This window comes from Halochromatium sp. NSM3 (genome assembly GCF_059621085.1).
The window spans coordinates 37,105-51,301 of the sequence record NZ_JCAQIA010000025.1 but is presented as its reverse complement, the minus strand read 5'-3'; the positions used below and the strand labels follow the sequence as shown (position 1 = coordinate 51,301).

At 66.2% G+C, this 14,197-nt stretch carries 15 protein-coding genes; 6 read left to right on the top strand and 9 right to left on the bottom strand.

What is annotated here, in order from left to right; genetic code table 11:
• Positions 1-241 precede the first annotated feature (241 nt).
• Positions 242-1,519: a bifunctional alpha/beta hydrolase/OsmC family protein gene (locus tag AC54T3_RS11685; RefSeq protein WP_496624914.1), complete on the top strand. Its 1,278-nt coding sequence runs from the start codon at positions 242-244 to the stop codon at positions 1,517-1,519.
• Between the two features lie 45 nt (positions 1,520-1,564).
• Here the strand turns inward: AC54T3_RS11685 and AC54T3_RS11680 are convergent, their stop codons facing one another.
• Genes AC54T3_RS11680 through AC54T3_RS11670 form a run of 3 tightly spaced genes read right to left on the bottom strand, consistent with a single transcriptional unit; the run spans position 1,565 to position 4,051 of the window.
• A complete protein-coding gene (locus AC54T3_RS11680; protein WP_496624913.1) occupies positions 1,565-2,260 on the bottom strand; it encodes a gamma-glutamyl-gamma-aminobutyrate hydrolase family protein in 696 nt (231 codons plus the stop codon).
• On the bottom strand, positions 2,233-3,249 hold the full coding sequence (locus AC54T3_RS11675) for an amidoligase family protein (protein ID WP_496624911.1): 1,017 nt from the start codon (positions 3,247-3,249) through the stop codon (positions 2,233-2,235). The genes AC54T3_RS11680 and AC54T3_RS11675 overlap by 28 nt, the downstream gene beginning before the upstream one ends.
• 55 nt (positions 3,250-3,304) lie before the next feature.
• Positions 3,305-4,051, bottom strand: a complete 747-nt coding sequence (locus AC54T3_RS11670) for a 4'-phosphopantetheinyl transferase family protein (protein WP_496624909.1) — start codon at positions 4,049-4,051, stop codon at positions 3,305-3,307.
• Between the two features lie 125 nt (positions 4,052-4,176).
• Between AC54T3_RS11670 and AC54T3_RS11665 the strand changes: the two genes are divergently transcribed.
• The 3 genes from AC54T3_RS11665 to AC54T3_RS11655 are packed head-to-tail and all read left to right on the top strand — an operon-like array spanning position 4,177 to position 5,094.
• The gene (locus AC54T3_RS11665) at positions 4,177-4,416 is read left to right on the top strand and encodes a type II toxin-antitoxin system TacA family antitoxin (RefSeq protein WP_496624908.1); all 240 of its coding nucleotides are present in this window, start codon (positions 4,177-4,179) and stop codon (positions 4,414-4,416) included.
• Positions 4,355-4,642: a GNAT family N-acetyltransferase gene (locus AC54T3_RS11660; RefSeq protein WP_496624906.1), complete on the top strand. Its 288-nt coding sequence runs from the start codon at positions 4,355-4,357 to the stop codon at positions 4,640-4,642. The genes AC54T3_RS11665 and AC54T3_RS11660 overlap by 62 nt, the downstream gene beginning before the upstream one ends.
• Positions 4,643-4,656: 14 nt before the next feature.
• On the top strand, positions 4,657-5,094 hold the full coding sequence (locus tag AC54T3_RS11655) for a YqaA family protein (protein ID WP_496624904.1): 438 nt from the start codon (positions 4,657-4,659) through the stop codon (positions 5,092-5,094).
• A 54-nt stretch (positions 5,095-5,148) separates the two neighbouring features.
• Here the strand turns inward: AC54T3_RS11655 and rfaE1 are convergent, their stop codons facing one another.
• The 5 genes from rfaE1 to argH form a co-directional block, all read right to left on the bottom strand.
• Entirely contained in the window at positions 5,149-6,627 is a 1,479-nt protein-coding gene (rfaE1, locus tag AC54T3_RS11650) for a D-glycero-beta-D-manno-heptose-7-phosphate kinase (protein WP_496624902.1), read from the bottom strand.
• Between the two features lie 18 nt (positions 6,628-6,645).
• The gene (locus AC54T3_RS11645) at positions 6,646-7,230 is read right to left on the bottom strand and encodes a D-sedoheptulose-7-phosphate isomerase (RefSeq protein ID WP_496624901.1); all 585 of its coding nucleotides are present in this window, start codon (positions 7,228-7,230) and stop codon (positions 6,646-6,648) included.
• Between the two features lie 49 nt (positions 7,231-7,279).
• Positions 7,280-8,752, bottom strand: a complete 1,473-nt coding sequence (locus AC54T3_RS11640; protein ID WP_496624899.1) for a glycogen synthase — start codon at positions 8,750-8,752, stop codon at positions 7,280-7,282.
• Positions 8,753-8,783: 31 nt separating this feature from the next.
• Positions 8,784-9,521: a hypothetical protein gene (locus AC54T3_RS11635; protein WP_496624897.1), complete on the bottom strand. Its 738-nt coding sequence runs from the start codon at positions 9,519-9,521 to the stop codon at positions 8,784-8,786.
• Between the two features lie 74 nt (positions 9,522-9,595).
• On the bottom strand, positions 9,596-10,993 hold the full coding sequence (gene argH, locus AC54T3_RS11630) for an argininosuccinate lyase (RefSeq protein ID WP_496624895.1): 1,398 nt from the start codon (positions 10,991-10,993) through the stop codon (positions 9,596-9,598).
• Between the two features lie 255 nt (positions 10,994-11,248).
• Here argH and hemC point away from each other — a divergent pair, with 255 nt between their 5' ends.
• Positions 11,249-12,247: a hydroxymethylbilane synthase gene (hemC, locus tag AC54T3_RS11625; protein ID WP_496624893.1), complete on the top strand. Its 999-nt coding sequence runs from the start codon at positions 11,249-11,251 to the stop codon at positions 12,245-12,247.
• A gap of 35 nt (positions 12,248-12,282) precedes the next feature.
• Positions 12,283-13,050, top strand: coding sequence for a uroporphyrinogen-III synthase (locus AC54T3_RS11620; RefSeq protein WP_496624891.1), 768 nt, complete (start codon positions 12,283-12,285; stop codon positions 13,048-13,050).
• A gap of 24 nt (positions 13,051-13,074) precedes the next feature.
• On the opposite strand, the gene AC54T3_RS11615 is transcribed toward AC54T3_RS11620, so the two are convergent.
• The gene (locus tag AC54T3_RS11615) at positions 13,075-14,106 is read right to left on the bottom strand and encodes a CDP-6-deoxy-delta-3,4-glucoseen reductase (RefSeq protein WP_496624889.1); all 1,032 of its coding nucleotides are present in this window, start codon (positions 14,104-14,106) and stop codon (positions 13,075-13,077) included.
• Positions 14,107-14,197: the final 91 nt, after the last annotated feature.

Below are 14,197 nucleotides of genomic sequence, written 5' to 3'. Positions count from 1 at the left end.
AGCAGTCCGCGCACCATCACGCGCGCGGGCGCGCGCTCGGCAAAGCGTTGCAGGATACCGTCAAACATCCGGTCATCAGCTCCAGGGTCGCTAGAAGATGACTATAGATCACAATAGGTTAGAATCACCTTAAAAGGGCTGATCCTAGCAATCTCACGGGACTTGACACGTTGATGCGCTGCACACCTGGCTACAGTATAGGCAGGCACAATCACCGTCTAGCATAGCTCGAGCGATTTTTATGGCACGCATTCGCGTCGATTTCGACAATCAGGATGGGCACCGCTTGGCCGGGCTGCTCGAGACACCGCCGGCTGGGCTCGACACGCGCCGCTATGCGTTGTTCGCCCATTGCTTCACCTGCGGCAAGGATATCGCGGCGGCGACGCGCATCGCCCGCGCGCTGGCCGAACGCGGGATCGCGGTGCTGCGCTTCGATTTCACCGGCCTGGGCAACAGCGATGGCGACTTCGCCAACACCAACTTCTCGTCCAATGTCCAGGATCTGCTCGCCGCCGCTGCCGCGCTCGAGGCCCATTACGAGGCGCCAGCGCTGTTGATCGGCCATAGCCTGGGCGGCGCGGCGGTGCTCGCTGCCGCCAGGCAACTGCCCTCGGTGCAGGCCGTGGTGACCATCGCCGCGCCGGCCACACCCGGCCATGTCCAGCACCTGTTCAGCGGGGTGCGCGGCGAGATGGAGGCCACCGGCGAGGCCGAGGTCAAGATCGGACGCCGGCGCTTTCGCATCCGCCGACAGTTCCTCAAGGATCTGGAGCACTATGCCGATGCCGAGCATATCCGCCGGCTGAAGCGCCCCTTGTTGGTGTTCCACTCGCCGGTCGATGAGATCGTCGAGATCGATGAGGCGGCCAAGATCTATCGCGCAGCCCTGCATCCGAAGAGCTTTATCTCGCTCGATCATGCCGATCACATGCTCTCCGATCGCGAGGATTCCGAGTACGTCGCCGAGACCCTGGTGGCCTGGGCCAGCCGCTATCTGGGACTGCGCCGACATCAGGAGGAAGCCGGCGCTGGCACGGCGCCAACGGTCGAGGCCGGCGAGGTGCTGATCACGGAGCGCGATCAGGCCTTCCTGCGCGGTCTCTACGCGGCGCGCCATCAACTGCTGGCCGACGAGCCGCGCGCAGCGGGCGGCTCCGATCTGGGGCCGAATCCCTATGAGCTGCTGTTGATGGCGCTCGGTGCCTGTACCTCAATGACGCTCCGCATGGTGGCCACGCGCAAGGACATGGCGCTGGACGATATCGAGGTCCGACTGCGACATGAGCGTTTGGAGCCTGAGGCCGAGGGCGGCACGGACGGCAGTACGAGCACCAACAGCGGCGGCAAGGGCGCCCAGCATGAGCCGCAGCGGATCGTGCAGCGCATCAACCTGACGGGCGCGCTGAGCGCGGCCGAGCAGGCCAAGCTGCTGAAAGTCGCCGAGCGCTGCCCCGTGCATCGCACGCTGGTGCATTCGGATCTACGCATCATCACCGAGGGTGATAGTGGGGGTTGACACCGAGAGCGGCGCTGGGGGTGATATGGGGAAGGCGCGGCCTCGCTAGCATCCGGCACGCGCCCGCGCAGCCTCGACGAGCGTCTTGAACAGCTGACGCTGGCCGCGGTTGTAGAGCAGAAACTCCGGGTGCCATTGCACGCCGCGCAAACACGCGTGCATCGGCGCCTCGACCGCCTGCACGATGCCGTCGAGATCACGCCCGGCGACGACCAGACCTTCGCCGATGCGGTCGATGCCTTGATTGTGCAGACTATTGATGCGCGCGCGATCGCTGCCTAGGAGGCGCTCGAGTTCGCTGCCCGGTTCGACACAGAGGGTCTTGAGCGGCAGGATGGTCCAGCGGTTGGAGGTGTGCATGCGAAACGAGCGCAGTTCTTGGAACAGGTTGCCACCGAGGCGCACATTCAGTAGCTGGGCGCCGCGGCAGATGCCGAGTAGCGGCAGGCCGCGCGCGAGGGCACGGTCGATCACCGCCGATTCCAGCGCATCGCGCTCGGGGTCGTACTTGGGCATGACCTCGGGCGCGGCAGCGTAGAGCACCGGATCGATATCATGGCCGCCGGTGATGACGACCCCATCAGCCGTCTTTTGCACCTCGGGCTTGGGGTCCGCCGGCGTGAGCAACTTGGCACGCGCGCCGGCCCATCGCAGCGCGAGCTGGACCAGAATCTTCGGCGCGTGCGAGCCGCGTGTCGGCCCGGTCACTGCGATCAGAGGAGGCTGTTCTCGTTCAGCCATTGCTGGCACTCCTGTTTCCAATCCCCGGTCAGGCGCCCGAGGGTGTCGTTTAGATAGGCGCTGTAGGTCGCGCAAAGGTGCTCCAGCCGGGCCGGGTCGGCGGCCAGCCGCTCGATCACCAGCCATTCATTCCAGGGCACGTCCAGATCCCAGTCGGGACGATCGACCTCACTGTTCGGCAGCCGATAGTGGAAGGTCGGCCTCGGCTTGACCCGCTCGTCCTTGACCCGCGCCCTCACCCGTTCCTCGTCCAGATGCGCGAACAGCGGCAGCATATCGAGCGCGCGATTGCGGGTCGGATTCGCGTGCAGATAATCATCGATCAGCTGCGCGCGATTCGGTGCGTAGTCCGGCGCCACTGCCGTGCGCACATAGCCCTTCGGAAAAGGATCGGCGAAGAAGGTCAGCCGCCGCGTCAGATCAACCGCCGCGCGCTCGCGTAGCCAGTCTTCCAAGCAGAGGTAGGCCTGCAGATACTGGCGGATGCAATCGACATCGGTCGCCGGCACCTCTGGATTCAGCTGCATGCCGAAGGCGTAGGTCGGATCATCGGCGGTGCCGCGCGCACCGGCCGTGCGTAGACGCTTGATGACGGCGTTGAACTCGCCGAGCCGAGACATCGGCAGCGGCGGGCTGATGATCTCGACTGGAACGATGCGCTCGGCGGCCATCCGCAGCAGATCCTCGGCGAGCCCTTCAACCGCATCGCCGAGGTCATCGTCGGCACGCTCACGCCGGCCCATGGATTTGAGGAAGGCGAAGTCCAGCTCCACCACCCAATCGCCGGCCGGATCACCGCGCAATGCGATTTCGTAGCGACCAGGGTGGAGCAGCTCGCCCCCATCGGCGCCGAATAACACCGCGCGCAACAGATCGGCGGTCTCGGCGATGGTCAGGCCACTGAACTCGATCTCGACCCCGACGCGCCGCTCGTGACCCTCGGCGGTCTTGGTCAGCGGCGGCATCCTCAGTGCCTCGTGTGTTGTCATCGTTGTCAATCCGTGCTCGGCTCGGGCCGATGTTGTGAGTGGCGATGTCCGCAGCCTAAGGCGCCGACCTATCGTCTGCAACTCGCGCGAGCGCGTCCACGGCGACCGAGGTACGCTCGATGAGGTCTTCGACGCTGGTTTCGACCCGCAGCGGCGCTGGCAATCCAGGCGCGCGTGCGCAGAGGGCCAAGGCGCAGCCGGGGATGCCTTGATAGGAGCGCAGATTCCAAGAGATGCCGCGAAACCTGATGAGCGTATCCGCCTCCGGGATGACGCTGAAGGAGGACAAGGCGCCCGCCAAGCCATCGCCGGTGGCCTTAAGCAGACTTTCCTTGCGGCTCCAAAGCTCGAAAAAGCGTGCTTGTCGCTCGGAGTCCCCGAACCGCGCGAGCCACCGCTGCTCATCGGCGGCAAAGAAGCGCCGGGCGATCGCCTCCCAGTCGCGCGCCGGACGGAGCTGCTCGACATCGACCCCCACAGCCTCGGGACCGACGGCTAGTGCAACATGGACACCGGAGTGCGAGAGATTGAAATGCAGGGTCGAATCGTCGGGATAATAGGGTTTACCGCGCTCACCGCGCGCGAACCGAATCGCGGCCAGCGGCTGACCCGTTTCCCGGGCGATCAGCAATCGCGGCAACAGCGCCGCGACCAGGCCGCGATTGCGATCCTGATCCTGCCGATAACGCTGGATGCGCGCCTGTTCCTCGGTCGGCAACAACGCCAGCAGCGCGGCTTGCCGCTCGCCCCAGGGCGTCAGGCTCAGTTCGACCAGCAGCAGCCCGTTTTGCCTCGTTCGCATCGCCTCCTCGACCTCCGGCGATCTTTCATGGATAAAGGAGACTGCCGTGCTCGCCACCGTTCGTGACGCCTGCCACAGTCTGGCAGTCGGATTGGGACTTTTGATGTACGCACATTCGGCACACAATGCCAACCCTCTTCTCTTCTCAGCCCTGTTATTTGCTTATGAACCAGCCCGCGACCAAAGATAGCCGTCTTCACATCCGCTGCGACGAGCGAACCCGACAGTTGCTGGACAAAGCCGCCGGCTACACGCGCACCAATCTGTCGGCCTTCGTGCTTACCCAAGCCGTTGCCGCCCGAGATGGCGCGCAAACTGCCCCGCTATCCGGTACCTATTGCGTTACTCGGACGCTTGGCCGTTGATCAGCGTTTTCAGGGCCGAGGGCTGGGCTCGATTTTGCTCTCCGATGCCTGCCGCAAGGTCGCGCAAGCCAACCAGGTCCTGGCCGTTGCCGCCATCCTGGTCGATGCCAAGGACGCATCGGCGGCGACGTTCTATCGGCATTTTAGTTTTGTTCCGTTGCCTGGGTGCCCGGATCACCTGCTGTTACCGGCGAACGTCTTTAACCAAGTCTTCGCCCTCCTCTAGGGGCCGTTGACGCCTTGGAAGCCTATCTGGGATTGTTTATAGCGGCCTTCGCGGCTGCGACGCTGTTGCCGTTCTATTCGGAGGCGTTGTTGATCGGGCTGCAGGCGCAAGGATATGACCTATTCGCGCTTTGGTTCTGGGCCACGGCCGGCAATACCCTGGGCGCGGCCGTGAATTGGGCGATGGGGCGCTGGCTGCTGCGGTTTCAGGATCGACGCTGGTTTCCGTTCAAGCCGAACAAGTTGGGGATGGCCCAGCGTTGGTATCAGCGCTGGGGCGTTTGGTCGTTATTGCTGGCGTGGCTGCCGGTGGGCGGCGACGCGCTGACCTTCATCGCCGGCATCATGCGCGTGCGCTTCGACCTGTTCTTCGTGCTGACCTGGATCGGCAAGGGCGCGCGCTACGCGGCGCTATTGGGACTGTTCGGCTGGATAGCGAGTCTGACGGCTTAGCGCTGCATGCGGCGGACGAGGCGAAGGCATCCTTGGTGAACAGTCGCGGCAGGTTTAGCGTTGCATGCGGCGGATGATGCCAGTGGTGCTGCGCTCCTCGAGCAGCGGTATAAGCACCAGCTCGCCGCCCCAGCCGCGCACTTGCTCGGCGCCGACGACCTGCTCGGGCCGATAGTCCGCGCCCTTGGCCAGCACATCCGGGCGCAGGGTCTCGATCAGCGCGAGCGGGGTCTCCTCATCGAAGAGCACCACGGCATCGACCGCAGCCAAGGCGGCCAGCACCCGGGCGCGATCCTGCCCGCCGATCAGCGGACGTTCCGGCCCCTTGAGCGCGCGCACCGAACGATCGCTGTTGAGGCCGATGACCAAGCGCTGGCCGTGCCGGCGCGCGCGCTCCAGATAGGTGACATGGCCGGCGTGCAGCAGATCGAAACAGCCGTTGGTGAAGACGACGCGCTCACCGCGCGACTGCCAGGCGCGCACCCGCGCTTGCAGCTCCGCTAGGCCGCAGAGCTTGGCCGCTTGCTCGAGGGCGGCCTGATCGCTGATGGCGTGTTCGAGTTCGCTCAGCGAGACCGCAGCGGTGCCCACCTTCGCCACGACCACCCCAGCAGCGAGGTTGGCGAGGATGGCACTGTCGATCGGGTCCAGGCCCGCCGCGAGCCCGGCGGCAAGCGTGGCGATCACGGTATCGCCCGCGCCGGAGACGTCGAAGACCTCGCGCGCGATGGCCGGGAGGCGGGTACGCGCCTCGGGCTCGACGACCAGCAGGCCAAGCTCGCCGAGGGTCAGCACCAGGCGCTCGAGCCCGAGGTCAGCGCGCATCCGCTCGGCGCTGGCGCTCAGTTGGTCGATGTCGGCAGGGTCGGCGCCAGCGGCTTGAGCCAGTTCGTCTCGGTTTGGGGTGATGAGGCTGGCGCCGAGATAGCGACTGAAGTCGCGGCCCTTGGGATCGACCAGCACCGGCAAGCCCAACGCGCGGGCAGCCTCAATCAAGCGCCCACAGAGGCCGCCAAAGAGCACCCCCTTGGCGTAGTCCGAGAGCAGCAGCACCTTGGCCTGGTGCAGTTGGGGCTCGATCAGCGCGTAGAGCCGGTCTTCAAGCTCGGCACTCAGGGGCGCGAGCCGCTCGGCATCGATGCGCAGCATCTGTTGATGATTGCCGAGCACCCGGGTCTTGGTGGTGGTCGGGCGGCTCGGATCGGCGAGCACGGCGCTGGTGTCCGCGCCCTGTCCGGCGAGCAGCCGCAACAGGCGCTGGCGATCCTCGTCGGCACCGGTGATTCCGGCGATGCTGACCTCAAGGCCGAGGCCGATCAGATTGCGCGCGACATTGGCCGCACCACCCGCGCTCTCGCTCTCGCGCGCGAGATGGAGGACCGGCACGGGTGCCTCCGGCGAGATGCGCCCGACCTGGCCCCATAGGTAGCGGTCGAGCATCAGATCGCCGACCACCAGCACACGGACTCCACCGAAGCCGGCGTGTAATGCGGCTAGGACCTGCTCCGGGGCGTGGAAGGGGCTGTTGGACACGGATCGGCTCAGAGCGGCTCAGCCTGCCGCGCCCCTAGCCGCCCGCTGCTCGACCAGGTCGCACAGGATATGCCCGATGAGCATGTGCGCCTCCTGGATCCGCGCGGTACTGTCCGAGGGCACGCCGAGCCACAGCTCGCAGTGCTCGCGCAGACGCCCGCCGCCCTGGCCGGTAAGGCCGACGCGGTAGACATCAAGCCGCGCGGCGCACTCCATGGCGCGCAGGATGTTGGCGCTGTTGCCGGAGGTCGAGAGCCCGATGAGGACATCACCAGGGCGGCACAGGGCCTCGACCTGGCGCGCAAAGACGGCTTCGAAGCCGTAGTCATTGGCGACCGAGGTCAGCACGGCAGTGTCGGTGGTGAGCGCCATGGCCGGCAGCCCTGGGCGCTCGCGCTCGAAACGGCCGACCAACTCGGCGGCGAGATGCTGACTGTCGGCCGCGCTGCCGCCGTTGCCGATCCAGAACACGCGCCCGCCACGCTCGATCGCGGCCGAGACCTCGGCGGCGAAGGTCTCGATGGGCGCGCGCAACTGTTCGAGCGCTTGGACCAGCTCGAGGTGGGCGCTGAGCGCGGCGCTGATAGGGTCGCTGGCTGGCAAGGGTCTTCCTCGATCGCGCGCTTAGAGCGCGTCAGGTTTCATGACGGACTCAGGCGCGCACACGGATGTGTTCGTAGATATTGAGATAATCCTGCGCCGGTCGCGCCCACGAGTTATCCATGCGCATGCCGTTGAGGCGCAACTGACGAAAGTGGTCGGGATGTTCCCGCCAGAGACCGATGGCGCGGTCGAGCGCCGATTCCAGCCCCTCGAAAGTCTGCTCGTCGAAGACATAGCCGTTGCGCTCTTCGTAGGGACGGTCGCTGTAATTGGCGTCGAACACGGTATCCGCAAGTCCGCCGACGCGGCGCACGATGGGTACGCAGCCGTAACGCATCGCGATCATCTGGGTCAGACCACAGGGCTCGTAGACGCTCGGAATCAGGATCATATCGGCGCCGGCATAGATCAGGTGCGCCAGCTCCTCGTCGTAACCGAGTTCGAGATGGGCGTCGGGATGCTCGGCGAGCGCCTGCTTGGCGTCCCAGAAGAGGGCATTGATCGTCGGTTCTTGGGCGCTGCCGAGCAACACGAACTGCGCGTCCCGAGCCAGGCTGGCGTCGATGCCATGGCGGATCAGCTCGATGCCCTTCTGGCGGTCGAGCCGGCTGACGACCGCAACGATGGGCTTGGGCGCATCGGCGAGGCCAAGTCGCTCGCGCAGCGCGCGCTGATTCCCGCCCTTCGCCGGCAGCTGCTCCAGGTCGTAGTGGGCGGCGATGAAGGGATCGGTGGCCGGATTCCAGATCGTGGTGTCGATGCCATTGAGCACACCACCGAACTTGCGGTCGTGGGTGCGCAGCACGCCCTGTAGGCCAACGCCCTGATCGCTGTGCTGGATCTCCCAGGCATAGCGCGGCGAGACGGTGGTGACGAAGTTGGAGAAGACGATCCCGCCCTTCATCAGGTTGACGGCCTGGGGGTTGCCGGGGTCTTGCAGCCGGTCCGGCACCATCAGACGCTCGACATCGAGGCTGTTCATCCGCAGTACATGCGGGGAGGTCCAGCCTTGATGGCCCAGGTTGTGCAACGAGTAACAGACGCGGGTCTTATCCAGCCCGAGCGCGGTGTAGCGCTCGAACAGCAACACCGGCAACAGCCCGGTCTGCCACTCGTTGCAGTGGATGATGTCGGGCCGCTTACCGGAGGCGATGAGGAACGCGAGGATGGCGTGCGAGAAGAAGGTGAAGCGGTCGGGGTCGTCGGCGTCCCCATAGATGGCGCCGCGATTGAAAAAGCCATGCTCCGAGTGGGCGTCGATGAAGTAGCACGTCAGCCCATCGACCTCGCCGACCTCGACATCGCAATGCACGGCACGCTCGTAGAACGGCACCCAGAGATCGGCGTGCTCGGGGGTCATGCCCTGTACGCGGTCGTAACGCAGGCAATCGTACTTCGGCAGGATGATCTCGACCTGGTGACCCTGGGCCGCGAGTTCGCGGGAGAGTCCCTGGACGAAGTCGCCAAGACCGCCGGCCTTGGCAACCGGCGCGCACTCCGGCGTGGCCATCAGGATATACATACAACCGCTCTCTCGTCAGATGCCTGAATGATTAGGACTCACGCTCGGCGACCGGGAGTCGCGGCAACCACGCGATGAGTGCGGCGAGTAGTTCCGGATCATCGAGGGCGACTCGAAACGAGAAACGCCCGCCCGGCCCAACGCGAAAGGAATGCCCACCGAGGTCGAGCAGGCTGCCCGGCGCGGCGCTGCCGAAGACATGCAATTCGCCCTGGATCATGGCCTCGTCACCGGATGGATAGGGGTTGATCGGGCCGCTACCGCGCGCGGCGCGCGTGTCCAATGGCGCAACATCTTGCCGGTTTGGCGGCTGTTGGTCCAATCCAACCTGCTCGGAGGCGGTTGCAGAGGCAGAGTTCTCCGGCTTCCGGGTGACCCGCTCCGTCGCGAGCCCGGTCGACTCGGGAACAGCCTCGAGCTGATTCGAGCGCACCAGCAACAGCCAGCCGTGACCCTGCGGGTTCTCGAAGCCGAGTTCGGCCCGCAAGGTGCCAACCACGGGGGCCTCGAACAGGGCCTGGCCGGTCGGTTGATGCGCTGGATCATCGGGCAGTACCGCCTCGGCCAGACAAGCGCCATCGCCATCGGTCCGACGCAGGTAGAGCTTGGCGATCGGCCGATGCCCGGCAAAGGCGGCACGCGCTTGCTCGACCTGCTCGCCGTCGAGGCGCCAGTCGAGCGCGACACCGCCGCCGGTCAGCGGATAGAGCACCAAGCGCGGCGTGGCATGATGCGGATTCGGGAACCGAGGTGTGTCCTCAGTCGACATGAGCGCACCCTGGGCAGGCGCTAAGCGTCATGGCATCGATGATGCGCCGCCCACTCAGCAACCGAAGTCCCCGCTCAGCGGGTTGCAGCCCGCCGTGCCCGCGCGCGCGCGATGGCGGCATGGACCTGGCTAGGCGCGGTCGCGCCGATGTGATCGCGCATCGCCACCGAGCCCTCGAGACTCAGCACGTCAAAGACATCATTGCCGATCGCCGGCGAGAAGCGGCGCAACTCATCAAGGCTCAGCTGCGCGAGATCGCGCCCCTGCTGGATGCCATAGGCAACGGCCTTGCCGACGATCTCGTGCGCATCGCGAAAGGCGATGCCCTTATGCACCAGATAATCTGCGAGATCGGTTGCGGTGGAAAAGCCCTGACGTGCGGCGGCGCGCATGCGCTCCGGGTGACAGCGCAGCTTGGCCATCATCTCGGCGAACACCTTGAGCGAGCCACGCAGGTTGTCGGCGGTGTCGAACAGCGGCTCTTTATCCTCCTGATTGTCTTTATTGTAGGCCAGCGGCTGGCCCTTCATCAGGGTCAGCAGCGCCATCAGATGGCCGAAGATGCGACCGGTCTTGCCGCGGATCAGCTCGGGCACATCGGGATTCTTCTTCTGCGGCATGATCGAGGAGCCGGTGCAGAAGCCATCCGAGAGTTCGATGAAGGCGAACTGCGCCGAGGCCCAGAGGATCAACTCCTCGGCGAAGCGCGACAGGTGCATCATCAGGATCGATGCGGCAGCGACGAATTCGATCGCGAAGTCCCGATCCGAGACCGCGTCGAGCGAGTTCTCGCAGGGACCGTCGAAGCCGAGCAGCTCGGCGGTATAGGCGCGATCGATCGGATAACTGGTGCCCGCCAGCGCGGCGGCGCCGAGCGGCATCTGATTCATGCGCGCCCGGCAGTCGGCGAAACGCCCGGCGTCGCGCTCGAGCATCGCCTGCCAGGCCATCATGTGATGACCAAAGGTCACCGGCTGCGCCACCTGCAGATGGGTGAAGCCGGGCAGGATGGTCGCGGCCTCGCGCTCGGCGAGCGCGAGCAGCGCGTCTTGCAAACACTGTAGCGCCTCGCTGATGGCGTCGATCTCGCCGCGCAGCCAGAGGCGGATATCGGTGGCGACCTGATCGTTGCGCGAGCGCCCCGTGTGCAGGCGTTTGCCGGCCTCGCCGATGTCGGCGGTGAGCGCGGCCTCGATGTTCATGTGGACGTCTTCGAGCGGCACCGACCAGATAAAGCCGCCAGTCTCGATTTGCGCGCGGATGCGCTCGAGTCCGGCAACAATGGCCGCGCTTTCCTCGCTGCTGAGGATGCCTTGGCGCGCCAGCATCCGCGCGTGGGCGATGGAGCCGGCGATGTCCTCGCGGTACAGGCGCTGGTCGAAGCCGACAGAGGCGGTGAAGGCCTCGACGAAGGCATCGGTCGGCTCGGAAAAACGCCCGGCCCAGGGTTTCGAAGCGGCGGTCTCGGTCATCGCGGGTGCTTACTCGGGCGCCATCGCGGCGGCTGTGGTGGGATTCGGGGTTCTCAAAAGATGCACGATAGTACAGATTAGGGTCGGGTGACAGCCCGGGTTCGATGACAAGCACTGTTTGTGGCACGCTCGGCGGGTTAAGCTTGTTGACTCGTCGGCCCCGATTGACCGCTGCCAAGGCCGGCAGGCGCGCATTCGGTTACCTTTAAGGGTCGACTCACCTGAAACGACCACCCGCCAGCTGGATTCGCCTCCATGCCAGAGACCATTCGCATTGCCACCCGAAAATCCGCGCTCGCCATGTGGCAGGCCGAACATGTTGCCGACACGCTGCGCCGCCTGCACCCAGGCCTGGAGGTTCAGATCATCGGTATGACCACCCGCGGCGACAAGATCCTCGACGCCCCCTTGGCCAAGGTCGGCGGCAAGGGGCTGTTCGTCAAGGAGTTGGAGCAAGGCATGCTCGCGGGCGATGCCGACATCGCCGTGCATTCGATGAAGGACGTGCCGGTCGACTTCCCGGACGGGCTGCATCTCGCCTGCATCCTCGAGCGCGAGGACCCGCGCGATGCCTTCGTCTCCAACCAGTACGCCGCGCTTGACGAGCTGCCGCAAGGGGCCTGTGTCGGCACCTCGAGCCTGCGCCGCCAGTGTCAGCTCGCGGTGCGCCGCCCGGATCTGCGCATCGAGCCGTTGCGCGGCAATGTCAACACCCGGCTGCGCAAGCTCGACGAGGGCGTCTACGACGCGATCATCCTCGCCGCAGCGGGACTAATCCGGCTCGAGTTCAGCGCGCGCATCCGCTCCTTCATCGCGCCCGAGGACAGCCTGCCGGCGATCGGCCAGGGTGCCATCGGCATCGAATGTCGGGTCGACGATGAGCGCGTGCATGCGCTGATCGCGCCGCTGCACCATGACCCAACCGCTGAGCAGGTGACCGCCGAGCGGGCGCTGAACGCGCGCCTCAACGGCGGCTGTCAGGTGCCGATCGCCGGGCATGCCATCCACCGCGATGCTGAGCTGTATCTGCGCGGGCTGGTCGGCATGCCAGATGGCTCCAAGCTGATGCGCGCCGAGATCAGCGGTCCGGCGAGCGAGGCCGAGCGCATGGGCCGCGAGGTCGGCGAAGCTTTGCTGGCACAGGGCGCCGAGGAGGTGCTGTCGGCACTCGCGCATGCGCCAGCCGAGCCCCTGTCGGGCCAGGCAGCCGACCAGGCGGCGAAACCGTCTGCGGGGCCTACCTCACAGCCATGAGCGCGCTCTGTCCGCTGAACGGACGCGGGGTTTTGGTGACTCGGCCTACCGGCCAGGCCGAGCGCCTGTGCCAACTGGTCACCGAGGCCGGCGGCGAGCCGATCGCCTTTCCAACCATGGAGATTCGCGCCGCAAGCGAACCGGAATCGGTACGCCAACGCTTGGCCGAATCCTGGGATTTGATGCTGTTCGTCAGCCGCAACGCGGTTGATTACGCCATGGCGCTTTTCCCGCCAGACCTGCGCGCTCGATTGACTGCTGAGCAGAATACCGCTGGCAGCGCGGGTCGGCCGCTGCTCGGCGCCGTCGGCCGCGCGACCGCTGCAGCCCTGCGCGAGCATGGCCTGGAGCCGGATCTGGTGCCGGAGCGTGGCTTCGACAGCGAGGCACTGCTGGCCTTGCCGGCGCTGACCGAGGTCGCCGGCAAGCGCGCGCTGATCCTGCGCGGCGACGGCGGCCGCCCTCTACTCGGCGAGACCCTGAGCGAGCGCGGCGCCGAGGTGGCCTTCGCCGAGGTCTATCGGCGCGCCGTGCCGGCTGTCGACGTGAGCGCCGAGCTAGCGGCCTGGCGTGAGCGGCTCGGCTTCGTCACCGCGACCAGTGATGAGGTGCTGCGGAATCTGCTTGAGATGCTGGGGCCGGCGCATCACTACTGGCTGCTCGCGATGCCCTTGGTGGTGATCAGCGACCGCGGCGGTGCCACGGCGATGCAGCTCGGTTTTCGCCGCGTCGCGGTCGCCGAGGAGACCAGCGATGAAGGCATCGTCGAGGCCTTGTGCCGGTTAGCGATGAGCTTAGGCTAGCGATCCCCTCCTCGAGAGGTTGCCTCAATCGGCGTGGCGGCTGTCGGCTGCGTACTCGAAGGCGTCGGAGAACAGATGCTCAATGCGGGCCCCGGCGGCCTCGAAGGCGGTACGCCCGGCCTCGACCATCGGCGGTGGCCCGCTGAGATAGCAATCATGGTCAACCAGCGAGGGGTGGTCTTCGAGCACGGCCTGGTGCACCCAACCGGTGCGCCCGTGCCAGTCGGCATCGGGTCTGGAGAGCACCGGCACCCAGCTGAAGTTGGGATGGGTCTCGGCCCAGCGTGCCGGCAGCTCCGGCAGATAGAGGTCGCGGCGCGCGCGCACGCCCCAGTAGAGCCGGATGGGCCGCTTCAGGCCGCGCTGGAAGGCGTGCTCGAGCATCGCCTTGAGCGGCGCGAAGCCGGTGCCGCCAGCGACCATCAGGATCGGCCGCTCGCTGTTCTCACGCAGCACGAAGGTGCCGAGCGGACCCTGAATGCGCAGGATCGAGCGCTCTTCCATGCGCTCGAAAACCTCATCGCTGAAGCGTCCCCCCGGCATCCGGCGCACATGCAGCTCGAGCAAGGCGTCGTCGTGCGGCGGATTGGCGATCGAATAGGCTCGCCGCAAGCCATCGCGCAGCATGAACTCCAGGTATTGGCCGGCGACGTAGGCCAGCCGTTGCCCCTCGGGCAGCTTCAGGCGCAGGCGCATCACATCATGGTTGAGCAGGGTCTTCTCGGCCAGCCGGCTTGGCAGGGTGCGCACCTCGAGATCGCTCAGGCGCTCGAGTTCGGAGACGAGCAAGACCAGATCGGACGTCGGCCGCGCCTGACAGGTCAGGCAGGTCTCCGGGGGTTGCCCCTCTAACGCGGGCGGGTGGCCGTCGGGATAGCGCACCGATCCGGCGAGCAAGTGCGCGCTGCAACTGCCGCAGGTGCCGTGCCGGCAGCCATAGGGCAACCCGATGCGTTGCGCCAGCGCGGCCTCGAGGATGGTCTGCTCCGGCGCGACCTCGAACTGATGGCCGGCGGGCTCGGTGCGCGCTGAGAAGCGCATTTGGGAGGCACTCATCGGTCAGCGTGGCTCCTGGGTTTGGCGGTGATACATTGGCCGCTAACTTAGCAGCAATTCCAAACATGGTGAGTACCAGCGCGCAGATCCC

What these genes read in the sequence shown, in the direction of transcription:
- AC54T3_RS11685 (WP_496624914.1), top strand. Translation starts at nt 242, where the DNA reads ATGGCACGCATTCGCGTCGATTTCGACAATCAGGATGGGCACCGCTTG.
- AC54T3_RS11680 (WP_496624913.1), bottom strand. Translation starts at nt 2,260, where the DNA reads ATGGCTGAACGAGAACAGCCTCCTCTGATCGCAGTGACCGGGCCGACA.
- AC54T3_RS11675 (WP_496624911.1), bottom strand. Translation starts at nt 3,249, where the DNA reads ATGACAACACACGAGGCACTGAGGATGCCGCCGCTGACCAAGACCGCC.
- AC54T3_RS11670 (WP_496624909.1), bottom strand. Translation starts at nt 4,051, where the DNA reads ATGCGAACGAGGCAAAACGGGCTGCTGCTGGTCGAACTGAGCCTGACG.
- AC54T3_RS11665 (WP_496624908.1), top strand. Translation starts at nt 4,177, where the DNA reads ATGCCAACCCTCTTCTCTTCTCAGCCCTGTTATTTGCTTATGAACCAG.
- AC54T3_RS11660 (WP_496624906.1), top strand. Translation starts at nt 4,355, where the DNA reads ATGGCGCGCAAACTGCCCCGCTATCCGGTACCTATTGCGTTACTCGGA.
- AC54T3_RS11640 (WP_496624899.1), bottom strand. Translation starts at nt 8,752, where the DNA reads ATGTATATCCTGATGGCCACGCCGGAGTGCGCGCCGGTTGCCAAGGCC.
- AC54T3_RS11635 (WP_496624897.1), bottom strand. Translation starts at nt 9,521, where the DNA reads ATGTCGACTGAGGACACACCTCGGTTCCCGAATCCGCATCATGCCACG.
- argH (WP_496624895.1), bottom strand. Translation starts at nt 10,993, where the DNA reads ATGACCGAGACCGCCGCTTCGAAACCCTGGGCCGGGCGTTTTTCCGAG.
- hemC (WP_496624893.1), top strand. Translation starts at nt 11,249, where the DNA reads ATGCCAGAGACCATTCGCATTGCCACCCGAAAATCCGCGCTCGCCATG.
- AC54T3_RS11615 (WP_496624889.1), bottom strand. Translation starts at nt 14,106, where the DNA reads ATGAGTGCCTCCCAAATGCGCTTCTCAGCGCGCACCGAGCCCGCCGGC.